Origin of the sequence: Kineococcus aurantiacus (assembly GCF_013409345.1) — a bacterium.
In the GTDB taxonomy this organism is placed as follows: Bacteria; Actinomycetota; Actinomycetes; order Actinomycetales; family Kineococcaceae; genus Kineococcus; species Kineococcus aurantiacus.
Genome location: NZ_JACCBB010000001.1, coordinates 4,547,967 through 4,568,395, shown reverse-complemented (window position 1 = coordinate 4,568,395; position 20,429 = coordinate 4,547,967). Strand labels below are relative to the sequence as shown.

Here is a 20,429-nt window from a genome sequence, read left to right as displayed (position 1 = left end):
TTCTCTCGGAGGGGCTCGTGCTGTCTGTCGGGTCGCTCCCGTCCGGTGCCGGCCGGGGCGGGGAGCCCCGGCCGGCACCGTCCGTGGTGGGCGAACCTAGCGTTGCGTCGGGGTGGCGGTCACCCCTGGATGCCGAGCTTGCTGAAGTCCAGCTCGTTGGCCCCGATGTTGTGCGACTCCTCGACGCCGGTGAGCCACTTCTGCGCCAGCACCCAGTCCTTGTTGTAGGAGAGGTTGTAGTAGCAGCCCGTCTCGGCGTACTCCTGCGCCGCCGCCACGTACAGGGCGTCGTCGCCGGTGGCCACGGCCTGGTCGAGCTTGGCGTTGACCTCGGGCACCTCGCAACCGAAGTAGTTGATGCCGCCGGAGGCGTCCCAGAACACGTGACCCCACATGTAGGGCGACCCGCCGTCGGGGCCGTTGTTGCCGTCGAAGAACGCGTCGGGTCCCTGGGTGGGGTCGTTGATCCAGCCGAACACCTGCGACGTGGGGTACGACGCCGCCGTCGCCTTGATGCCCAGGGCCTGCAGCTTCGCCGCCTGGATGTTGGCCATCTGCTCGGCGTTGGTGTTCCCGCTGGCGAAACCGATGGTCATGGCCGTCCCCGCCGGCAGCGTCTTGGCGTACGCCTCCATGACGGACGGGTCGTAGGTCAGTTCCTGCTTGTCCGCGCCGCCGGGGATCATCCCCTTGGCGTACAGGGTGGTCGCCGGTTCGGACCGGCTGCCGAGGACCTGCTGGACCAGGGACTCCTGGTCGATGCTCTGCAGGAAGGCCAGCCGCGCCTGCTGGCTCTTGAAGAACTCCTTGGTGGGGTTCACGGTGACGAGGGCGGACTGCAGGGTCGGCAGCATGTAGCTGGCGTAGTCGTCCGACCCCTCGTACTTCTTCAGGCTCGAGGACGGCAGCGCGGCGACGACCGCCGACACGTCGCCCTGGTCGAAGGCCAGCTGCAGGGCGGAGGCGTCGGTGAAGATGGGCAGTTCCACCGTGGTGAACGGCGACTTCTCGCCCCAGTAGCCGTCGTAGCGCTTGAGCGTCCAGGACGTCCCCGGCTGCGACTCGGCGATGGTGTACGGGCCGGTGCCGACGTCGTGGGTCTGCAGGTAGGTCTGGGCGTCGTCGGACCCGGCGTTGGCGGCCAGGGCGGTCGGGGACTCCATCTTCGGCCCGAACGGCGAGGCGAGGTAGTCCAGGAACGCCGAGTTGGGGCTGGACAGGGTGACGACCGCGGTGAGGTCGTCCGGGGTCGCCACGTCCTTCACGCCCTCGACCATGTACGCCGCGCCGCCCTCGACGGCCGTGCGCCGGTCGAAGGCGACCTTCACCGCCGCGGAGGTGAACGGGGTGCCGTCGTGGAACGTCACGCCCTCGCGCAGGTGGAACGTGAAGACGGTGTTGTCGGGGTTGACGTCCCACGACGTCGCCAGCCGCGGGGCGATCTCGACGGAGTCCTTGTCGTTCGCGTACTGCACCAGCCCCTCGTAGGTGTTCAGGACGATCGCCAGGCCGTTGTTGGCGTAGTAGACGTCCGGGTCCGGGGGCTGGCCGATGTCGCCGAGCAGACCGACGGTCAGCGTCCCGTCGGTGGGGGCGGCGTTGGAGGCGCGGGAGTCGTCTCCCCCGCCGGAGCAGGCGGCGAGGACGAACAACGGCACCGTGGCGGCGGCGACGAGCAGGGTGCGCGTCCGCCGGCCGATCGAGCTGGACCTCATGGTTCTCCTCAGGGGGTGGGGTGGGGCTCGCGGTCAGGCGAGGCGGGGGTCGGCCGCCGTCTGGAGGACGTCGGCGAGGGTGTTGACGACCACGTAGACGGCGCCGAGGACGAGGGTCACGGCGGCGATCGCGGGGTAGTCGGAGGTGGGGATGCTGCTGGCGAGGTAGTTGCCCATCCCGGGCCAGCTGAAGACCTGTTCCACCACGACCGTCCCGGCGAACAGGAAACCCAGCTGGAGCCCGGCCATGGCCAGCGACGGCCCGATGGAGTTGCGGACGACGTGCCGGGCCAGCACGCTCGCCTGGCCCAGGCCCTTGGACCGGGCGGTGCGGACGTGGTCGGCGGCCAGGGTGGCCTCCAGCCCCGAGCGCAGGATGCGCCCGACGGCCAGCGCCGGGGCGATGGCCAGCACCGTGGCCGGCAGGACCAGGTGCGACAGCTCGGACCCGAGGCCGCCGTCGCCTCGACCGGACCCGGGCAGCCAGTCGAGGTGGGCGTAGAAGACGACGATGCCGACGAGGGCGAGCAGGAACGGCGGGGCGGTCGCGACGACGAGCAGCACCCCGCGGCCGATCCCGGCCAGCGGCCAGGACAGCGCCGACGAGGCCGCGAACACCGCGGCCAGCAGCAGGGCGAGGACGAAGGCCGCGACGACGAGTTCGAGGGTGGCCGGGAACGCGGTGGCCAGGTCGGTCGCCACCGGCCGGTGGGTCCGGTAGGAGGTGCCGAAGTCCCCGCGCACGGCGTGGCCGAGGAAGCGCAGGAACTGCACGGGCAGCGGGTCGTCCAGGCCCAGCCGGTGCCTCTCGGCGGCCACGGCCTTCCGGGAGGCGTTGGCCCCCAGGGAGGCGCGGGCCGGGTCGCCCGGGGAGATCTGCTGGAGCAGGAAGACGACGGCGCTCAGCACGAGCAGCACGACGGCCAGGGAGCCTGTGCGGCGCAGCAGGAACCGCAGCACGGGGTTCACCTCCGGGTTCCGAGCAGGGTGCGGATGCCGTCACCGGCGAGGTTGGCGACCAGGCTGAGCAGCAGCACCGCCACCCCGGGCACGACGGGCACCCACCAGGCGCTGAGCAGCAGCTGGGTGTTGGCGGCGGTGTCGGCGCCGAGCTCGGCGGCGGGCGCGGGCTGGCCCAGGCCGAGGAAGGACAACCCGGCCAGCAGCAGGACGACGTTGCCGATGTCGAGGCTGGCGGTGACCACGGCCGTCGGGACGACGCCGGGCAGCACGTGCCGCAGGACGAGGCGGACCCGGCCGACGCCGGCGAGGCGGGCGGCCTCGACGTGCGGGCGGGCGACGACGGCCCGCACCTCGGAGCGGATCAGCCGGGCGTAGTAGGGCCACCAGACGATCGACATGCCGAGCAGGGTGTTGCGCAGCCCCGGGCCGAGGGCCGCGACGAGGGCGATGGCGACCAGGGTGGAGGGCAGGGCGAGGAACAGGTCGGTGACGCGCATGAGCACGGCGTCGACCCAGCCGCCGCCGACCCCGGCGGCGACGCCGACGACACCCCCGACGAGCAGGCCCAGGGCCACCACGGCCAGGGCCGAGAACCACGAGGTCTGCAGGCCGAACAGGGTGCGGGACAAGATGTCGCGGCCGATGGAGTCGGTGCCCAGCAGGTGGTCGGGCGAGCCCGGGGGCAGCTGCGGGGCTCCGACCGGCTGGACCGGGTCCTCGGGGGCCAGCAGGCGGGCGAGGACGGCGAGGACGGTCAGCGCGACCAGCAGGGCCACCAGCGCCCAGGCGACCCTCCGGCCGGTGCGCCCGCGCCCGGTGATCACCGGGCGCGCGGTGCGGCGGGGCAGGACGACGGTGCTCACCGGACCACCTCGATCTCGGGCACGGAGGCGACCAGCGCGCGGGTGTAGGGCTCGCGCGGGGCGCCGATGACGGACTCGGCGTCGTCGATCTCGACGACGCGACCGCGTTCGACGACGGCGATCCGGTCGCCCACGAACCGGGCGACGGCGAGGTCGTGGGTGACGAACAGGACGGTCATGGCGAGTTCCTCCCGCATCTCGCGGATGAGGTTGAGGGTCGTGGCGGCCAGCGAGGCGTCCAGGGCGCTGGTCGGCTCGTCGCACAGCAGCACCGCGGGCCGCACGACGGTCGCACGGGCCAGGGCGACCCGCTGGCGCTGGCCGCCGGACAGGTCGACCGGGCGCAGCCGGGCCACCGACGCGGGCAGGCCGGTGCCCGCGAGGGCCTCCTCCACCCGCCGGGTGGTCTCGGCGCGGCCCAGGCGCAGGGGGGCCAGCCGCTCGCGCAGGGTCTCCCCCACGGTGAGCCAGGGGGTCAGCGAGGAACCGGCGTCCTGGAACACCATCTGGGCGCCGCCGGCGGCGACGGTGACGCGGCCGGAGGCGACGGGGACGAGCCCGGCGACCGCCCGCAGCACGGTCGACTTGCCCGACCCGCTCTCCCCCACGATGGCCAGGGCTTCTCCTGCGGCGACCTCGAAGCTGACGCCCCGGACGGCCTCCACGGTGCGGCGCCGGCGGCCGTGGCCGGTGCTGTAGGTGACCACGACGTCGTCGAGGACGACCGCCGGTCCCGCGGCGGGCGCGGCGGTGGCGGGGCGGTCGGGGGCCGGCGCGGCGGTCGCGGTGGTCGCGGTGGTCGCGGTGGTCGCGGTGGTCGCCGTGCGGACGGTCTCGTCGCCGAACCAGCAGGCGGCACCGTGGCCGGGCGCCGGCCGGGAGTCCTCCAGCCCCGGCGTCGCGGTGGCGCAGCGGTCGACGGCCAGCGGGCAGCGGGCCCGGTAGGCGCAGCCGTGCGCGCGGTCCGCGGGCGTCAGGGTGTCGACGGCCAGCGTGGGCAGGCGCCGGGACCGGTCGACGGTCAGGGACAGCCGTGAGCGCAGCAGGCCCGCGGTGTAGGGGTGCGCGGGGGCGCCGAGGACCTGCGCGGTCGGGCCCACCTCGGCGAGCCGGCCGGCGTACATGACGGCGATGCGGTCGGCGATCTGCGCCGCGACGCCCAGGTCGTGGGTGATGAGCAGGACGCTGCACCCGAGGTCGTCGCGCAGTTCGCGCAGCAGCGCGAGCAGCTGCGCCTGCACGGTGACGTCGAGCGCGGTCGTGGGCTCGTCGGCCACGACCAGGGCGGGGCGGCCGGCGATGGCGATGGCCGCCATGACCCGCTGGCGCAGGCCCCCGGACAGCTCGTGCGGGTAGACCCGGAACCGCAGCTGCGGGTCGGGGACGCCCATGGCCCCCAGGAGCTGGACCGCTCCGTCCCGGTCCTGCCCGGCCTCGACGATCTGGCGGCCGATGCGCATGGTCGGGTTCAGCGAGGTCATCGGGTCCTGGAACACCGCGCCGAGCGCCGTGCGGCGGGCGGCCCGGCGGGCGGCCTCCGGGCCGTGCGCCATGTCGGTCTCCAGCACCCGCACCTGGCCGGTGACGTGCGGGCGGGCGGCCTCGGGCAGCAGGCCCAGGACGCTGAGGGCGAGCATGCTCTTGCCCGACCCCGACTCCCCGACGAGCCCGACGATCTCGCCGCGGGCCACGTCGAGGTCGACGCCGCGCAGCACCTCCGAGCGGACCCCGTCGCGTTCGAGGGACACGTGCAGGTCGCGGACGCTGGCCGTGGGGGCCGGGACGGCGGCAGGGGCCGCCGCGGCGCTCACGCGACCCCGCCCCGGGCCGGGACCGCCACCGCGCCCGCCTGCTGGTCCGTCCGCTGGTCCGTCCGCTGGGCGGCCAGGTGGGCGGCGATGGCCCGCGGCTGGGTGAACCACACCCGGTCGCGGTGGGCGCTCAGGTGCCGCAGCGCCCGGTCGAGGGCGCGCAGGCGGAAGGGGGCCCCGGAGATGAAGGAGTGCACGACGACGCTCATGACCAGCGGCTGCTCCTCGGAACGTTCGAGGAGCTCGTCGAACTCGTCGACGACCATGTCCGCGAACTCCGTCGCCGACGCCGCGCGGCCCACCACGGTGGTGCTGTCGTTGACCTCCAGGGCGTAGGGCAGCGCGAGCAGCGGCCCGGAACCGGTCGCGAGCGGCACCGGCCGGTCGTCCAGGCGCAGGTCGAGCAGGTAGCGGTACCCGGCGGCGGCGAGGTTGTCCAGCGTCGAGGGCGTGTGCGTGAGCCAGGGGCTGGACCAGCCGCCCGGGGCGCTGCCCTCCTCGGCCTCGATGCGCGCCGCGACGGCGCGCAGGTACCCGGCCTCGTCGGCGGCGGACATCGCGGCCAGGGAGTCGGAGTTCGAGACGCCGTGGCCGACGAACTCGGCGCCCGCGCGCCGGGCGGTCGCGATGAGCTCGGGCGCGGTGTCGTACAGGGCGGTGTTCAGCAGCACCGTCGGCGGGATGCCGTTGCGCTCCAGCCGTTCCAGCAGCCGGAAGGCGCCGACGCGGTTGCCGTAGTCGCGCCAGGAGGTGTTGACCAGGTCGGGGGCGGCGACGCCGGGGACGATGTCCTCGGTCTGCCCGGCCCCGAACCGGTACTCCTCCAGGCCGATCGCCACGTAGACCGCGAGCCGGCGGCCGCCGGGCCACACCGGGCCCGGGGCCGCGGTGATGGGCTGGTAGTCCCACAGGGCGTGCCCCGGGGCGGGAACTGCGTCGTGCGTCATCCGATCCACCTGTTCATGCCGACGTCGGTGCGGGCGGCCCGGCGGACCACGGCGTCGTACACCGGGAGCAGGGCGTCGGCCGCGGCCCACGTGCGTTGGAGGGCTGGGCGGCGGGCGGCGTGCAGTTCGCGCGCCTCCGCCAGGAGCGCGGCCTCGTCGACGGACACCACGCGCCCGTCCTGGGCCACCACGCGGCCGGCGACGAGGGTCATGGCGACGCTGCCGCCGTTCTCGCAGTAGACGAGCTGACCGCGCAGGTCGTTGAAGGGGGTGAAGGCCGGGGCGTGCAGGTCGAGCAGGACGAGGTCGGCCTGCGCGCCGACCTCCACGCGCCCGATCCGCCCGGTCTGGCGCATCGCGGCCGCGCCGCCCTCCCAGAGGGCGTCGAGGACCTCGGCGGGGGTGGGCCACTGCTCGGCGTCCAGGCCGGACACGTTGTGCACCAGGCCGGCGGCCTTGACCACGCCCCAGGTGTTGACGCTGTCGTCGCAGATCGCCTCGTCCACGCCGAGCGCGACGGGGATCCCGCGCTCGCGCACCGCGCGGAAGGGCATGACGCCGCTGCCCAGGCGCAGGTTGCTGACCGGGTTGTGGGCCACGACGGCGCCCGCGGCGGCGATGAGGTCGAGGTCGTCGTCGTCGACCCAGACGGCGTGGATGACGTTGACGCGCTCGCTCAGCAGGCCCAGGTCGGCGGTGTAGCGGACCAGGCTGCGGCCGGCGAACCGGTCCTGCCCGGTGCCGGGCACGGACAGCGCCCGCTGCACGCGGGTCTCCAGGAAGTGCGCGAACAGGGGGATGTCGTGGCGGCGGCTGAGGTCGTCGAGGGCGGCGAAGTACTCGGGGCTGACGCGCTGCGGCGCGGAGATCGACACCGCCGCCGTGATGCGGCCGTCGTGGCTGCCGTGCCAGGTCCGGATCAGGTGGTCGTAGGCGTCGAGGAGTTCGGGGGCCGCCGCCGGGGCAGGGGCGTTCAGGGCGTCGGCGAAACCGGCGCCGGCGCCGGCCAGGAACGGGAGCTTCTCGGCGTCGGGCAGTTCCGGCTGGTCCAGGGCGACGGAGGCGCGGATCCCGCTGTCGGCGTAGGCCTGCACGACCGCGTCGACGACCTCGGGGTCCGGGGTGGGCATGAGGAACGCGTCGTCCTGCACGCTCGTCGTCCCGGTGCGCAGCATCTCCAGCGCCCCGAGCATCGTCCGCAGGTACGCCTCGCGGGGGGTCGGCGCCAGGGCCGGGTCGGCGGGCGACTCGTAGAGCATGAACGTCTCGAGCGGACGGCTGCGGAACGCGCCCTTGAGGTGGTTCGCGGGTGAGTGGAAGTGCGCGTTGATCAGCCCGGGGACCAGGACGTGGTGCCCGGCGCCGTGGACCGTGCGGGCGTCGGCGGGAGCGAGTTCGCGCGCCCGCGGGCCGATGGCGGTGACGACGTCACCGGTGACGAGGAGATCGGTGGGACCGACCATCCCGGACGGCTGCGTGGACGCCCAGACCAGGACGTCGGTGAACAGGACGCTCATCCCCACACCTCACCGGTCGTCGGGGAACCCGCGGGTTCGGCCCAGGTGTTCGAGCGCGACGTCGCCAGGCCCTGCGCCAGGAGGCCTTCGAGGGCCGTCGTGGCGGCGGCGACCCCGTCGACCACGGGGACCCCGAGGGCGTCGCGGAGCCCGGCCACCAGGTCGGTCAGCCCGGCGCACCCGAGGACGACGGCCTCGGCCCCGTCGGCGTCCAGGGTCCGCCGGGCCTCGCGGGCGAAGGCGTCGAAGGCGGGCCCGGCGCCGGTCTCGATCTCGGCGACCGAGACGTCGACGGCCCGGACGGTGCACCGGTGGGTCAGGCCCAGCTCCCGCACGACGCGGTCGGTCATCGCGATCGTGCGCGGGGGCATGGTGATGACGCTGAACCGGTGCGCCAGCAGGGAGGCGGCCTGCAGGGCGGCCTCGGTCATGCCCACGACGGGCCCGCGGGCCAGTTCCCGCGCCGCGGGCAGACCGGTGTCGCCGAAGCACGCGACGACGTAGCCGTCGACGCCGTCGCGCTCACCCCGCTCGACCTGCTCGAGGACCCCGGCGGCGCCGAAGACCTCGTCGACGTGGGTCTCCACGCTCGCGGGGGCGCGGCGGGAGCGCGAGGCGGTCACCGTGGTGCCCGGGCGGGCCACGGCCCGGGCCGCGGCGAGCACGGCGTCCGTCATCGCGGCGCTGGTGTTGGGGTTCAGGACCCGCACGTGCGTCACAGCAGGCTCCCCACCACGCCGAGGTCGGCCAGCAGCCCGGCCACGCCGTAGCCGCCGATGGCGACCCGGGCCGCGCCGGCCCCGGCGCGCGCGGCCTCCACGGGGTCCGCGCCCGCGACGTGGGCGGCGGCGAAGGCCCCGCAGAACGCGTCACCGGCACCGGTGGAGTCGACGGGCACGACGGCCTCGGTGCTGACGTGCTCGGTGCGTCCGGCGGTGGCGACGACGCACCCGCGCTCGGCGGTCTTGACGACCACGACGTCCGGGCCGGCGTCCAGGAACAGCGAGGCGGCGCGTCCCAGGTCGGTGGTGCCGGCGAGCGCGACGGCCTCGACCTCGCTGGGCAGGAACACGTCGCACGTGCTGAGCAGGGCGAGCAGTTCCGCCTCGTGACCGGCGAGGTAGTCCTCCTGCAGGTCGAGGTAGACCGTCGCGTCGGTGGCGGTGCGCAGCCACGGTCCCAGGGTGAGCTGGGCGCGCAGGCTCATCGCCGAGACGAGGACGCCGTCCAGGGCGCTGACGTCCGCCGGGACGTCCTCGGGGTAGGCCGACAGGGCGTCGAACTCCTCCTCGCCGTGCAGCAGGTGCCAGGTCCGCGAGCCGTCGGGGGCGTACTCGACGCGGTTGCGGACGGTGGGGACGTCGCGCGGGCGGCCGGTCTCCACGGCGATGCCGAGGTCGCGGACGGTGTCCAGCAGGGTCGCGGGCAGGTCGTTCCCGACGGGGGCGAGCATCCGCACGCCGGTCAGGGTGCGCCGGGCCGCCAGCGCGGCGTAGAGGGCGTCACCGCCGAGCGCGGTCGTCGTGCGCCCGTCCACGACGACGTCGTCGATCGTGAGGTTCCCGACGCAGAGCAGCGACGTCTCAGCCACCGGCGTTCTCCTGCGCCTCGGCGGTGCGGAACTGGGCCATGGCCAGCAGGTAGCCGGTGAGCTGGGCGGGCAGCACGGTCAGCAGCGGGCTCAGCGGTTCCGAGACGCGCGGCAGGGTGACGACCTCGTCGGCGATCCCGTCGAAGGCGTCGACGCCCTCGGTGGTCACCGCGTAGACCCGGCCGCCGAAGCGCTTGGCCTCGCTCGCGGTGTGCACGGCGCGGGGGACGGAGGGCCCGGCCGGGGCGAGGACCCAGATCGGTTCGCCGGCCTTGAGGGAGTTGTAGTGGTGGAACTCCTCGACCTGGATCGCCTCGGCGTGGTCGGGGGTGCACTCCTTGACCTTGGCCGCGCCGATGACGGCCGAACCCCAGGTCGGGCCGGCGGCGGAGAACAGGAACGGGCCGCTGCCCTGCTCCCGTTCGGCGATCGCTGCGAGCGGTGCCTCGACCTCGCGGAGGACGCGTTCCATGAGGTCGGGCAGGCGGGCGAGTTCGGCGGCCAGCTCCGCGGCCCCGGGACGTCCGGTGCGCCGCCCGACGCGGACGGCGAGGTCCACGAGCAGGGCCAGCGCCGTCGTCGAGGACTGGGTGGGCCAGCCCACCCGGGTGGCGCGCAGGAGGAGGGTCCGCCGGCACTCGGCGGCCAGGGTGGAGCCGGGGGTGTTGGTGACGGCGACCGTGAGCGCACCGGCGTGCTGGGCCACCAGGGCCGCCTCGACCGTCCGGGTCGTCTCCCCGGAACTGGACAGGGCGATGACGAGGGTGCGCTCGGTGACCAGGGGGGCGAGGTAGTAGGCGAGGTCCAGGCTCTGCGCGGGTTCGCACGGGACCCCGAGCATGGCCTCCAGCACCTGGCGGGCGGCGATCGCGACGGCGAGGGAGTCCCCCGCCCCGGTCACGAACACCCGGTCCAGGTCGGTGGCGGCGACGAGGTCGGCCAGCTCGTCCAGGGCCGCGTCGTTGACGGCGAGGGTCTCGCGGATGCGGTCGGGCTGGGCGAGCAGCTCGGGGTGGGTGGCCTCGTCCCGGGCGCGGCGCTTGGGATCGAGGGGGTGGTCGCTGGGCAGCGCCACGATCGAGGCGTGCTCCGCGTCGGAGACCCGCTGCACGACCTCCTGCTGGCGGGCGTCGAGGGGGCTGCCGGGGCCGAGGAACGGGCTGGCCGGGGTGCTGGTGCGGGTCACGGGGGGCTCCGGGGTGCGGGTTCGGTGGACGTCGGGGGTGCTCAGCGCGGCGCCGGCCCTCAGCGCGGCGCCGAACCGGGCGGCGACGTCGGGGTCGACGCGGGCGTCGGGGGCGCTGGAACGCTTGATCGCGCTGCCGAGGATCGCGCCGTCGGACCCGGCGACCGCGGCGTCGACGGTGTCGAGGGAGACGCGGCCGCCGACGACGAACGGCACGCCCGGCACGGTCCGCCGCAGGGTGGCGATGGTGGTGAGCGCGTCGGGCACCCCGCTGTCGCGGGTGACGACGAGCACGTCGGCCCGGCCGAAGTCGCGGGCCTCGCGGGCGGCCCACTCCGGTGTGGAGGCCAGGGCCAGGCTGGTGGCCTCGTGGACGTCCGCCCACACCTCGACGTCGGCGCCGAGGAGGCGCTTGACGGCCGCGACGTCGTGCGCGCACCCCTCGATCCACCCGGTGGGGCCGACCGAGACACCGGTGAGGACCTTGACGCGCACGAACTGCGCCCCGATCGCGTGGGCGATGGCGACCGCGCTGGGTCCGTCGTTGTGGCCCACCACCACACCCACCGGCAGGTATACCGAGTTCGTGACCGCGGCGCCGATCACCGACAGCGCCGCGACGGTCGGGGCGGACACCCGGACCGCCTGCGGCATGTCGCTGGCGTCCTGCACCATCACGTGGGTGAACCCAGCTCGTTGCAGGGCAACGGCATCCTCGGCGGCCCGGCGGGCGATCTCCCGCACGGGCGTACCGCCGTAGTTCACCGCGCCCGGCAGGGGCGGCAGGTGGAGGACGCCGACGAGGCGGAACTGTGTGGGCACGAGCAGGACGGTATACCGAGCCGGGTTTCAGGCGTGTTTCCCCGGTGTAACTCCTGGGGTTCCGGTCCCGCGGCCGCCGGCGACGGCCCTGGCGGTGCGGCGCCCGGCGCGGGCACCGGGCACGATGCCCACCATGACGACTCCCGTGAGCCGCAAGGAGACCTTCACCTTCACCGCCGCCGAGGGCGTCCCCCCGCAGGTCGGCCCCTTCGCGCACGCCACCCGCCTGGGCGACCTGGTGTTCGTGACCGGGCAGATGCCCACCGACCCGGCCACGGGCGGGCTCGTGGCCGGGGGCCTGCCCGAGCAGGCCGAGCAGGTCCGCGCCAACCTCGCCGCCGTCCTCGCGCAGTTCGGGCTGACCTTCGACGACGCGCTGCACGTCCGCGTGTACCTGCGGCGCTTCGACGAGGACTTCGACGCCTTCAACGACGCCTACCGGACGTGGTTCACCGGGCCGCTGCCGGCCCGCACCACCGTCGGCGTCACCGGCCTGGCCGTGGGGGCGCTCGTCGAGGTCGACGTCATCGCGGGCCGCTGACGGCGAGCGCCGGGGCGGCCAGGTGCGCGTCCAGGAAAGCGACGACGCGGCGGGACAGCTCACGGCGCGAGCCGACCCGCCGGTAGTCGTGACCCTCCTGGGGCAGTTCCAGGTAGTCGACGTCGCGGTCCAGGCCGCGCAGCGCCGCGACGATCTGACGGGCCTCCCCGAGCGGGACGTTGGTGTCCAGCTCACCGTGCACGACGAGCAGCGGGACGTCGATGGCGTCGGCCCGGCGCAGCGGGGAGATCTCCTCCAGCAGCGTCCGGTCGTGCTCGGGGTGGCCGTACTTGCTGACCGCGGCGGCGCCGATCCACGGCTCGGTGTCGCGGTAGAACGTCGTGAGGTCGCTCATCCCGCAGATGTCGACGCCGGCGGCGAAGACGCCCGGGGAGAACGCCAGGGCGGCCAGGGTGAGGTACCCGCCGTAGGAGCGGCCCGTCACCGCGATCCGCGCGGGGTCGGCCAGACCCTGCGCCACCAGGTGCTGCGCGCTGGAGAGCACGTCGGCGAACGCGTCGTAGCGCTTCTCCCGGTCGTCGGCGTGCACGAACTCCCGCCCGAAGCCCGACGACCCGCGGACGTTCGGGGCGAACACCGTGGTCCCGGCCGCGACGAGGGCCTGCACCATGGGGTTGAACGTGGGGCGTTCCTGCGCCTCGGGACCGCCGTGCAGCCACAGCGCCGCGGCGCCGCCACCTCCGGGCACCTCCGCCGCCGGGTACAGCCAGCCCGTGAGGGGCAGCCCGTCGTGGGCGCGGTAGGTCTGCAGCGTCGGCACGACGAGGTCGCGGTCGGGCAGTTCGGGGGCGTGGGTGATCTGCGTCCACGTCCCCGTCGCGGTGTCCAGGTGCCACAGCTCCCGCGGGCGCGTCGGTCCCTCGACGCCCAAGACCACGCTGCGCCCGTCGCGGGACAGCACGGGGTCGGTCGCCACCAGGCCCGGCAGGCCGTGCAGCCGGGTGCGCCGGCGGGTCGTGGTGTCGAACAGCTCCAGCTCGCTGGCGCCGGCGACGTTCCAGACCAGCAGGAGCAGGCTGCCGGCGTCGTCGCCGTCGACGAACTCCAGCTCGGCGTCGTCGCGCGCGGCCAGCGTCTGCGCCTCCCCGCGGTACCCGTTGGGGCCGAACGGCAGGCCGATGAGCTGGCGCCGGGGCAGGCCGACGTCGGAGGCGAGGTAGACGTACACGGGGCCGGTGTCACCGGCCGGCGCCGGGCGCAGCAGGGCCACGTCGGTGGAACCGGTGGCCCCGTGGGGCAGCAGCAGCTGGTGCTCGTCGATGAGGCGGTCGACGACGACGGCGAACTGCTGCCCGCGCTCACCGTCGACGATGACGAGGAAGCGCTCCTCCTGCGAGACGTCGAGGACGTGGATGAGCTCGCCCTCGGCCAGCGGGTCGAGCCGTCCCGTCGCCGGGTCCCCGAGGAAGGAGCGGGCCGGCCGGCCGCCGGAGGCGGGGAACGTCACGACGACGCGGTGCCCGCTGCGGGTCCAGGGCCCGAGCTCGGCGTGCTCGTGGGCGTCACCGGCGATGCGGCGCGCGTCCGAGCCGTCCGGGCGCACGACCCAGACCTCCGTGCGCACCCCGCCGCCGGCGGCGACCGAGCACGCCAGCCAGCGGCTGTCCGCGGCCCAGGACACCGACACGACGGGGTCGTCGGACAGGTGCAGCCGCCGGGCCTGGGGGGCCGGGCCGTCCAGGACCACGTCCTGGACCCACAGCTGCGGCACGCCGGAGCGGTCGGAGACGAAGGCGACCCGGCGCGCGTCGGGGGTCATGGTCGGTCGCCAGCTCCCCCACGCCTCCACGAGGTCGTCGGCCAGGGCCAGGGCCGCGTCCAGGGGAAGGTCGGGGGTCTCGCCGCTCATGCCCTCATGCTGCCGCACCCGCGCCCGTCACCCCGCGGGGGCGGCCTCCGGGGCCGGTGGGCGCAGCGGGTCGCGGCCCCTCACGTCCGGGGACGGTCCTCCCCCTTCGGGGCCAGGACCCAGGTGTCCTTGGCGCCGCCACCGCGGGAGGAGTTGACGACCAGGCTGCCCTCGGGGGCCACCCGCGTGAGGGCGACGTCGGCCAGGTGGCACTCGCCCTCCCCCGTGCCGGTGACGTAGACGAACGCGCGCAGGTCGACGCGCCGGGGCTGCAACGTCCCGGCCTGCGCGTCCCAGCTGGGGACCGAGGACAGGCGCACCACCTCCTGGGCCACCCAGTTCGCGGGGGCGGACGCGATCTCCTGCCGCCGGGCCGCGACCTCGGCGGCGGTGGCGTAGGGGCCGATGAGCACCCCCGCCCCGCCGTAGCCGTCCACCGGCTTGGTCACCAGCTCCCCGACCCGTTCGAGCACCGCGCGCCGTTCGCCCTCGTCGCTGAGCCGGTAGGTCGGGACCGACTCCAGCAGCGGCCGCTCGCGCAGGTAGTAGGTGATGAACTCCGGCACCGAGCGGTACATCGCCTTGTCGTCGGCGATGCCGTTGCCCGGCGCGTTGGCCAGCACGACCCCTCCGGCGGCGGCGACGTCGAAGACCTCCTGCCCGATCGGCCGGCCGGAGCCGTCGCGCAGGTCGAGGAGCTCGACGTCCAGGCGCAGGTACAGGACACCGACGGGGTCCCCCGTCGCCCGGTGCAGGACCCGGCCCCGCACGACGTCGAGGTCGTCGGCCCCGGCCAGCAGCAGACCCGCCCCGTCGGCCAGCCGGCGGTGCTCGAACCAGGCGGCGCTGGCCGGACCGCTGGACAGCAGCACCGGGCGCATCCCGGGGCGGGAACGGGACAGCAGCGTGGAGCGCAGGCGCTCGAACGCGGTGGCCGGGTCGAGCAGCTCCGCGGGCCGGGGCATGTCGGGCACGACGGCGTCCATCAGCGCGCGGGCCGCGATGCCGAAGGCGACGCCGCTGGGGTTGCGGACGTTGTCCTCCAGGACCCGCCAGCGGCCGTACTCGTTGCGCACCAGGTCGAAACCCATGACGGGGGCCCGGACGGCACCGGCGGGCAGCCGCGTCGCCCGCTCCTGCCACCCGGGGGCACCGACGACCGCCTCCCGGGGCAGGACCCCGTCCTGCAGGATCCGCTGGGCACCGTAGACGTCGCGCAGGAAGAACTCGATGGCCCGGGCGCGCTGGACGAGCCCGGCGCGCAGCTGCTCCCACTCGTGGGGCAGCACGACCCGCGGGACGAGGTCGACGTGGAAGGGCTTCTCGGACGACCCGCCGGGCTCGTTGACGACGTAGGCCAGGTGCCGCTCGCGGGCCCAGGCGTCCCGGTCGGCCTCGGCGGCCGCCACCCCCTCGGGGCCCAGCTGCCGGACGTGCTCGATGACGTCGCGGTAGGCCGCGCGCGGCTGGGCGTTCAGCCCCACCGCCTCGTCGCCGGCGCGGGTCCGGTACCGGCGCAGGGCGGCGGTGCCGGGCGCCTCCCCGGCCGCGGAACCGTGGGTCTCCTCCACCACCAGGCGCACGACGTCGTCGAGCTCGCCGCGGGCGACGAAGGCCGCGCGCTGGCGGTCGGCGGAGTTCCCGCGGGCCAGGGCCGCCTCGGCCAGCTCGGAGACGTCCTCCCAGTCGCCGAACTCCTCCAGCTGCGGGCGGACGCTGTCCAGCAGCGCGCGGACGGCCTGGGGCGCGGGCACGGGGCGCGGGGCACCACCGGCCGCGTCGAGGAGGTCGCCCGACAGGCCACCGCGCGCCGCCTGCCAGATCCCGGCGCGGTACAGCGGCGTGGGCACCTGCGGGCGCGGGCGCCCGGCCAGCACGTCGAGCTCGGCGGCGCGCGCCGCCGCCCGGAACAGCCCCGCGATGAGCACGGCGTCGTCGACGAGCGGGCAGGCGTCGCACACCCGCAGCTCCAGGGTCGGGGCGTGGGAGCTGGGCCGGACGTCGAAGTAGGCCATCTTCCTGTCGGCGATGACCCCGGAGGCGATGAGGTCGTCGAGCAGCCGGTCGTACTGAGCCGCCGACTCCAGGGGGCCGGTGCTGCCGGCGCTGGGCCAGCGCTGCCAGATGGTGGTGCGGATGCTGGCGTAGCCGGTGTCCTGGCCGTTCCAGAACGGCGAGCTGGCCGACAGGGCCAGCAGCACCGGCAGCGTCGGGGCGATGCGCTGCATGATCTCCACGGCGAGGTCGCGGTCGGCGACGCCGACGTGGATCTGGGTGCCGCAGATGAGCTGCTCGTCGACCAGCAGCCGGTACTGCTCGTGCATGCGCCCGTAGCGGCCGGTCGCGGTGAGCTCGAAGTCGGTGAACGTCGAGCGCGGTGCGGTGCCGACGGCCGCGACGCCCAGACCGTCGCGGGCGGCGGCCTCCACGAGTCCCTTGCGCAGGCGCAGCAGTTCCTCGCGCAACCCGGCCAGGGACGAGACGACGTCGGTGTTCGTCTCGACCGTCGTGCGCTGCAGCTCGGCGGAGTAGGAGGTCTTGTCCAACCTGGACAGCACCTGGGGAGCGCGGGCTGACAGTTGCCTGCTCTCCAGGTCGATCAGGTGCAGTTCCTCTTCGGCTCCCAGCGTCATCTCCGCACCCATCCCGACACGCTAGACCGGATCCGTGGCTGCGCCGCCGGACTCGGGCCGTGAAACACAACGTTTACGCGTGTTGCGTGGATCGGACCCGGGAGCGGAGCCGTGTTCGTGCCTGAGAGTGCTAGGTCAGTCACCGAGCGTCGTTCCTCCCCGCAGCGGGGATCGCCGTCGGCGCTGCTGAACGAACCTCACGCGCCCGTTCGTGCACCCAGCGTTCACACGGACTTCGCACAGCGGGGCCCGGGCCGTCGCAGTCCCGGGGCAACGTCCTGCTTGTCCCGTCGCGCACCGCAGCCCGGCGACCGGCCCCCCCTCACCAGGAGTCCCCGTGACCTCGCCCACCTCCCCGCAGCACCCCGCCGACCCCCGCACCCCGACCACGCCCGACCTGCGCCGCCGCCTCCTGCTCGGCGGCGCCGCCGGCGCCGGGCTGCTCACCGCCGCCGGCTGGCCGGCCGTGGCGGGCGCAGCCCAGCGACCCGCAGCCGAGGCCCGGCTCACGTCGGCCACCTCACGGCTGGGGAACCCCTTCACCCTCGGGGTCGCCTCCGGGGAGCCCACCGCCGACGGCGTCGTGCTGTGGACCCGGCTGGCCCCCTCGCCCTACGCGGTCGACGGTCGCGGGGGGATGCCGGACCGCGACGTCCCGGTGGAGTGGGAACTGGCCCAGGACGAGGGTTTCCGCCGCGTCGTGCGCAGCGGCCGGACCTACGCGGTCTCGCAGCTGGGGCACAGCGTGCACGTGGAACTGACCGGCCTGCCCGCGGGCCGGGAGTTCTTCTACCGCTTCCGCCTCGCCGGAGCCGGTGGGGAGATCTCCCCCGTCGGGGTGACCCGCACCGCCCCGGCCGCGACCTCCTACGGCCGGCCGCTGACGATGGCCTTCGCCTCCTGCGCCCAGTACGAGCACGGGTGGTTCACCGCCTACCGCCGGCTGGCCGAGGAGGAACCGGACGTGGTGCTCTTCCTGGGCGACTACGTCTACGAGTACGAGGCCAACGACTACGTCTCCCCCTCGGGCAACAACGTGCGCGACCACATGGGCCCGGAGACCCGCACCCTGGCCGACTACCGCCTGCGCCACGCGCAGTACAAGGCCGACCCGGACCTGCAGGCCGCGCACGCGGTGGCCCCGTGGATCGTGACCTGGGACGACCACGAGGTGGAGAACAACTACGCCGACCTGATCGCCGAGGACCAGGAGCCCTACCCGACGCCGGAGGAGTTCACCGCCCGCCGGGCGGCCGCCTACCAGGCCTACTACGAGAACATGCCGCTGCGCGCCGCGGCCCGACCCCGCGGGGCCGACGTGCAGCTGTACCGCCGTCTGTCCTGGGGTGCGCTGGCCGACTTCCACGTGCTCGACACCCGCCAGTACCGCGACGACCAGCCCGGCGGGGACACCTTCCCCACCACCGGCCCCGAACGCGACCAACCGCAGCGGTCCATCACGGGCGCCACCCAGGAGAAGTGGCTGCTCGACGGGATGCAGTCCTCGGCGGCGACCTGGAACGTCATCGCCCAGCAGGTCATGTTCCACGAGCACGACTACGTCCCGGGCCTCGACCGGGGTTTCAACCCCGACTCGTGGGACGGGTACACCGCCAACCGCCAGCGGTTGCTCGACGGTTTCGCCCGGCGCGGGGTCGAGAACCCCGTGGTGCTGTCCGGTGACGTGCACAAGCACTACGCCGCGGACCTGGCCCGCTTCGCCGACGACCAGGGTTCTGCCCCCGTGGGGGTCGAACTGGTGTGCACGTCCATCACCTCCGGCGGGGACGGCGGGGACACCTACGCCACCCGCGACAGCGAACTGGCCGACAACCCGGACCTCAAGCTGGCCAACAACCAGCGCGGTTACGTCGTGACCCGGCTGGACCGCCACGAACTGCGGGCCGACTTCCGGGTGCTCGAACGCGTCTCCCAGCCGGGTTCGGCGGCCAGCACGCGGGCGAGCTTCGTCGTCGAGGCGGGACGGCCGGGGTTGCAGGAGGCCTGAGCACCCCGACCCCCGGCGGCGCCGGCACGCCGGCGCCGCCGGGCCGGGTACCGGGTCGCGGTCCCTCCCCCGCGGCAGGACGTCCCCGGGCGGCCACCGGGGCGGCGGGTGCGCGCGCCGGGCGATTTCCGGATCGGGGCCCGCGAGCGCCACGATGCGGAGCGTGCCCCTCCACCACCACCGCCACCGCCGCTCGACCACCCCGGGTGGGTCCCCCGCCCGACGCCCCGCCCCCGGGGCGGGACCGGACCGGCGCCGGTGACCGCCTCGACCCTGGCCGCCGCCCTGCCCACCACCCTGCCCACCGCGGCCCACGCGGTGGCGCTGTTCCCCGAGCACCTGACCGGGACCACCCTCGTGCTGCTCGTGCTGGCCGCCTTCGCCGCCGGCTGGGTCGACGCCGTCGTCGGCGGTGGGGGCCTGCTGCAACTGCCCGCCCTGCTGCTCGTCCCCGGGCTCAGCCCGCTGCAGGCCCTGGCCACCAACAAGCTCGGCTCGATCTTCGGCACCACCACCAGCGCGGTGACCTACTACCGCCGCGCCCGCCCCGACCTGCGCACGGCCCTGCCCATGGCCGCGCTCGCCCTGGCCGGCAGCTTCGGCGGAGCCTCGATCGCCGCGTCCTTGCCGGTGGCGGTGTTCAAACCCGTCATCGTCGTGGCCCTGGTGACCGTCGCAGCGATCACCCTGACCCGCCCGACCCTCGGCTCGGTGACCGCCCTGCGCTTCTCCGGGCACGCCCACTACCGCGCCGCGCTCGCCGTCGGCCTGGTCATCGGGGTCTACGACGGGGTCCTGGGCCCGGGCACCGGCACGTTCCTGGTCATCGCGATGGTCAGCGTCGTCGGCTACGACTTCCTGCAGGCCAGCGCGAAGGCCAAGATCGTGAACCTCGCCACCAACCTCGGCGCCCTGCTGTTCTTCGCCCCCCACGGCGCGGTGCTCTGGGGCCTGGGCCTGCTGCTGGGGCTGGCGAACACCAGCGGCAGCTACCTGGGCTCGCGGATGGCCATCTCCAGCGGGACCGGCTTCATCCGCACCGTGTTCCTCGTCGTCGTCGCCGCCCTCGTCGTGAAGGTGGGGCACGACGTGTGGGTGGAGAACCTCTCGCCCCTCCTGGGCTGACCCCCGGGGACCGGCCCCCCGGACGCCGCCGCCCGCGCCGGGCCTCCCCCGGCCGGTGCACCTCCCCCTCCGCCGCCCCTGCTGCGCGGCAGCCCGCCGGCCGCACCCCCGTCACCGCCGCGGCACCGCAGCTGCCGGGGAGAAGGCCGTGCTTCACCGGCCCCGCCAAGGCAAGATGGACCCCGGGGACCAGGACCACGCGGTCCAGACCAGGCACCGACCAGGTGCGGCACGGGGAGGGAGGGCACCGGCCATGCACGCTGAGACCCGCCGTGCCCTCACCGTGGGCGTGCGCACCGCCGCCGCCTCGTTCGCCACCCTCACCCTCCTGCCCTGGGCCACCGGCTGGGCCCTCGACGGCGCCCCGGCCCCCCGCACCGGCCTGCTGCTGGCCGCCATCCCCTTCGCCCTCCTCTTCGGGGCGCTCGCCGGCTGCACCGCCCACCGACCCGCGTCCCCCGCGCCCGAGGCGTCCGCGAGCGTCGTCGTCGGCACCACGACGGGTGCCACCGCGCGGGTCGGCGCACCGGCCGGGGCGGCGGACGTGGTGCTCACCGCTCCCACCCGCGCCGGCCCGCACCCGGGACCGCGTCCCGACCCCGGGACCACCCCACCCGGCCCCCTCTGCCCGGCAGGACCAGCCGGGGCACCCGCAGACCGTCCCGCCGCCCAGCGCCCGGACCTCACCGCCCGTCCCGTTCCACCGCCCCGGCCCGCACCGCCGCCGCCGCCGCCGCGAGCAACGTCGTGACACCCCGACCCCGCGCCGCCGGCCCCGCCGCCCGCACCGCCCCCGCGCGCCGACCGCGAGCCCCCCACCACGCTGACGCCGCGCGT

Annotated in this window: 15 protein-coding genes; 4 read left to right on the top strand and 11 right to left on the bottom strand. The window is 75.1% G+C overall.

All coding sequences use genetic code 11. The features are described from left to right. Window positions 1-119: 119 nt before the first annotated feature. From BJ968_RS21785 to BJ968_RS21745, 9 genes are read right to left on the bottom strand one after another with little or no spacing between them, the layout of a single operon-like run. On the bottom strand, window positions 120-1,715 hold the full coding sequence (locus BJ968_RS21785) for an ABC transporter substrate-binding protein (RefSeq protein WP_179755423.1): 1,596 nt from the start codon (window positions 1,713-1,715) through the stop codon (window positions 120-122). Between the two features lie 33 nt (window positions 1,716-1,748). Then, window positions 1,749-2,675, bottom strand: coding sequence for an ABC transporter permease subunit (locus tag BJ968_RS21780; RefSeq protein WP_179755421.1), 927 nt, complete (start codon window positions 2,673-2,675; stop codon window positions 1,749-1,751). Between the two features lie 5 nt (window positions 2,676-2,680). Then, a complete protein-coding gene (locus tag BJ968_RS25240; RefSeq protein WP_179755420.1) occupies window positions 2,681-3,541 on the bottom strand; it encodes an ABC transporter permease in 861 nt (286 codons plus the stop codon). Next, window positions 3,538-5,352 carry an oligopeptide/dipeptide ABC transporter ATP-binding protein gene (locus BJ968_RS21770; RefSeq protein WP_179755418.1) on the bottom strand — a complete coding sequence of 605 codons (1,815 nt, stop codon included), beginning with the start codon at window positions 5,350-5,352 and terminating at the stop codon, window positions 3,538-3,540. Before BJ968_RS21770 ends, BJ968_RS25240 begins: the two co-directional genes overlap by 4 nt. After that, the gene (locus tag BJ968_RS21765; RefSeq protein ID WP_179755416.1) at window positions 5,349-6,299 is read right to left on the bottom strand and encodes a polysaccharide deacetylase family protein; all 951 of its coding nucleotides are present in this window, start codon (window positions 6,297-6,299) and stop codon (window positions 5,349-5,351) included. Before BJ968_RS21765 ends, BJ968_RS21770 begins: the two co-directional genes overlap by 4 nt. After that, entirely contained in the window at window positions 6,296-7,816 is a 1,521-nt protein-coding gene (locus tag BJ968_RS21760; RefSeq protein ID WP_179755413.1) for an amidohydrolase family protein, read from the bottom strand. The genes BJ968_RS21765 and BJ968_RS21760 overlap by 4 nt, the downstream gene beginning before the upstream one ends. After that, entirely contained in the window at window positions 7,813-8,535 is a 723-nt protein-coding gene (locus BJ968_RS21755) for an aspartate/glutamate racemase family protein (protein ID WP_218885224.1), read from the bottom strand. The genes BJ968_RS21760 and BJ968_RS21755 overlap by 4 nt, the downstream gene beginning before the upstream one ends. Further along, window positions 8,532-9,407 (bottom strand): PfkB family carbohydrate kinase, encoded by an 876-nt coding sequence (locus tag BJ968_RS21750; protein WP_179755411.1) that lies wholly within the window; start codon window positions 9,405-9,407, stop codon window positions 8,532-8,534. The genes BJ968_RS21755 and BJ968_RS21750 overlap by 4 nt, the downstream gene beginning before the upstream one ends. Beyond that, window positions 9,400-11,415, bottom strand: coding sequence for a BtpA/SgcQ family protein (locus BJ968_RS21745; protein ID WP_179755409.1), 2,016 nt, complete (start codon window positions 11,413-11,415; stop codon window positions 9,400-9,402). The genes BJ968_RS21750 and BJ968_RS21745 overlap by 8 nt, the downstream gene beginning before the upstream one ends. A gap of 133 nt (window positions 11,416-11,548) precedes the next feature. Here BJ968_RS21745 and BJ968_RS21740 point away from each other — a divergent pair, with 133 nt between their 5' ends. Beyond that, window positions 11,549-11,956 carry a RidA family protein gene (locus tag BJ968_RS21740; RefSeq protein ID WP_179755407.1) on the top strand — a complete coding sequence of 136 codons (408 nt, stop codon included), beginning with the start codon at window positions 11,549-11,551 and terminating at the stop codon, window positions 11,954-11,956. Here the strand turns inward: BJ968_RS21740 and BJ968_RS21735 are convergent. Next, window positions 11,940-13,826 carry a S9 family peptidase gene (locus tag BJ968_RS21735; RefSeq protein WP_179755405.1) on the bottom strand — a complete coding sequence of 629 codons (1,887 nt, stop codon included), beginning with the start codon at window positions 13,824-13,826 and terminating at the stop codon, window positions 11,940-11,942. The genes BJ968_RS21740 and BJ968_RS21735 overlap by 17 nt on opposite strands. Before the next feature lie 80 nt (window positions 13,827-13,906). Further along, a complete protein-coding gene (locus tag BJ968_RS21730; protein ID WP_246314181.1) occupies window positions 13,907-16,471 on the bottom strand; it encodes a carboxylate--amine ligase/circularly permuted type 2 ATP-grasp protein in 2,565 nt (854 codons plus the stop codon). A 325-nt stretch (window positions 16,472-16,796) separates the two neighbouring features. Here BJ968_RS21730 and BJ968_RS21725 point away from each other — a divergent pair, with 325 nt between their 5' ends. The 3 genes from BJ968_RS21725 (at window position 16,797) to BJ968_RS21715 (ending at window position 20,343) form a co-directional block, all read left to right on the top strand. Then, on the top strand, window positions 16,797-18,467 hold the full coding sequence (locus BJ968_RS21725; RefSeq protein WP_343078202.1) for an alkaline phosphatase D family protein: 1,671 nt from the start codon (window positions 16,797-16,799) through the stop codon (window positions 18,465-18,467). Window positions 18,468-18,785: 318 nt separating this feature from the next. After that, complete coding sequence (locus BJ968_RS21720; protein WP_179757154.1) at window positions 18,786-19,592, top strand: TSUP family transporter; 807 nt, start codon at window positions 18,786-18,788, stop codon at window positions 19,590-19,592. 253 nt (window positions 19,593-19,845) lie between these two features. Further along, a complete protein-coding gene (locus BJ968_RS21715; RefSeq protein WP_179755404.1) occupies window positions 19,846-20,343 on the top strand; it encodes a hypothetical protein in 498 nt (165 codons plus the stop codon). The last annotated feature ends 86 nt before the right edge of the window (window positions 20,344-20,429 follow it).

Excerpts from the sequence above, each read along its gene's own strand:
- BJ968_RS21785 (WP_179755423.1), bottom strand. The coding sequence starts at position 1,715 with ATGAGGTCCAGCTCGATCGGCCGGCGGACGCGCACCCTGCTCGTCGCC.
- BJ968_RS21765 (WP_179755416.1), bottom strand. The coding sequence starts at position 6,299 with ATGACGCACGACGCAGTTCCCGCCCCGGGGCACGCCCTGTGGGACTAC.
- BJ968_RS21760 (WP_179755413.1), bottom strand. The coding sequence starts at position 7,816 with ATGAGCGTCCTGTTCACCGACGTCCTGGTCTGGGCGTCCACGCAGCCG.
- BJ968_RS21740 (WP_179755407.1), top strand. The coding sequence starts at position 11,549 with ATGACGACTCCCGTGAGCCGCAAGGAGACCTTCACCTTCACCGCCGCC.
- BJ968_RS21735 (WP_179755405.1), bottom strand. The coding sequence starts at position 13,826 with ATGAGCGGCGAGACCCCCGACCTTCCCCTGGACGCGGCCCTGGCCCTG.
- BJ968_RS21730 (WP_246314181.1), bottom strand. The coding sequence starts at position 16,471 with ATGGGTGCGGAGATGACGCTGGGAGCCGAAGAGGAACTGCACCTGATC.
- BJ968_RS21715 (WP_179755404.1), top strand. The coding sequence starts at position 19,846 with ATGCACGCTGAGACCCGCCGTGCCCTCACCGTGGGCGTGCGCACCGCC.